Source organism: Streptomyces monticola, assembly GCF_042665355.1.
GTDB classification, from domain to species: Bacteria; Actinomycetota; Actinomycetes; order Streptomycetales; family Streptomycetaceae; genus Streptomyces; species Streptomyces monticola.
Window position 1 is genome coordinate 1 of record NZ_JBHTCF010000076.1, and the last position, 530, is coordinate 530.

Consider the following 530-nt stretch of genomic DNA (forward strand, 5'->3'; position numbering starts at 1 on the left):
GGTACAGCCTTGCCAAATTTGGGATGGGTTTCATGTCTGTTCACACCTTTGAGTAAAACAGGTTTACCATTTACCCATAACCTGCTGTCTTTAATTTCGACCTTTCGGAAACCAAATTTGCTAGATAATACTTCGGTTATCTGGTCATTTTTGTCTTTTAACGTAATTAAGACGGTATACAAATAAGGAGTTTCTGCAGTCCATAGATGTGGTTGTTGTACCGTGGCTTGAAACTGCCGTTTATCTTCCTCTTCTTTCTTTCCGAAAAAACCGCCAAGATTTATTTTCCGATTAATTTTTTCTTCCGTTTCAAAAATAACATATGTTTTCCCACTTTCTGTTGTACCTGTCGTTGTATTCGTTATTGTAAAGTATGGAGATAACTTAGGATTAAAGCTATCCCATGTACCAAGTGCTGCTTCTAACGAGATGTCTGATGTATCAAAATGTTCAACTTTCCCATTAAAGGTTACTTTTACTTTACTCTCTTCTATTACCTCCGCACTTTCTATTTCAATTGGCCCTGGAGG

Annotated in this window: 1 protein-coding gene; it reads right to left on the reverse strand. The window is 37.2% G+C overall.

Annotation, left to right across the window (positions count from 1 at the left end; all coding sequences use genetic code 11):
• Positions 1-530, reverse strand: a 530-nt coding sequence (locus tag ACFQVC_RS42505) for a glycoside hydrolase family 2 TIM barrel-domain containing protein (protein WP_381842176.1), incomplete at both ends; no start/stop codon positions are given.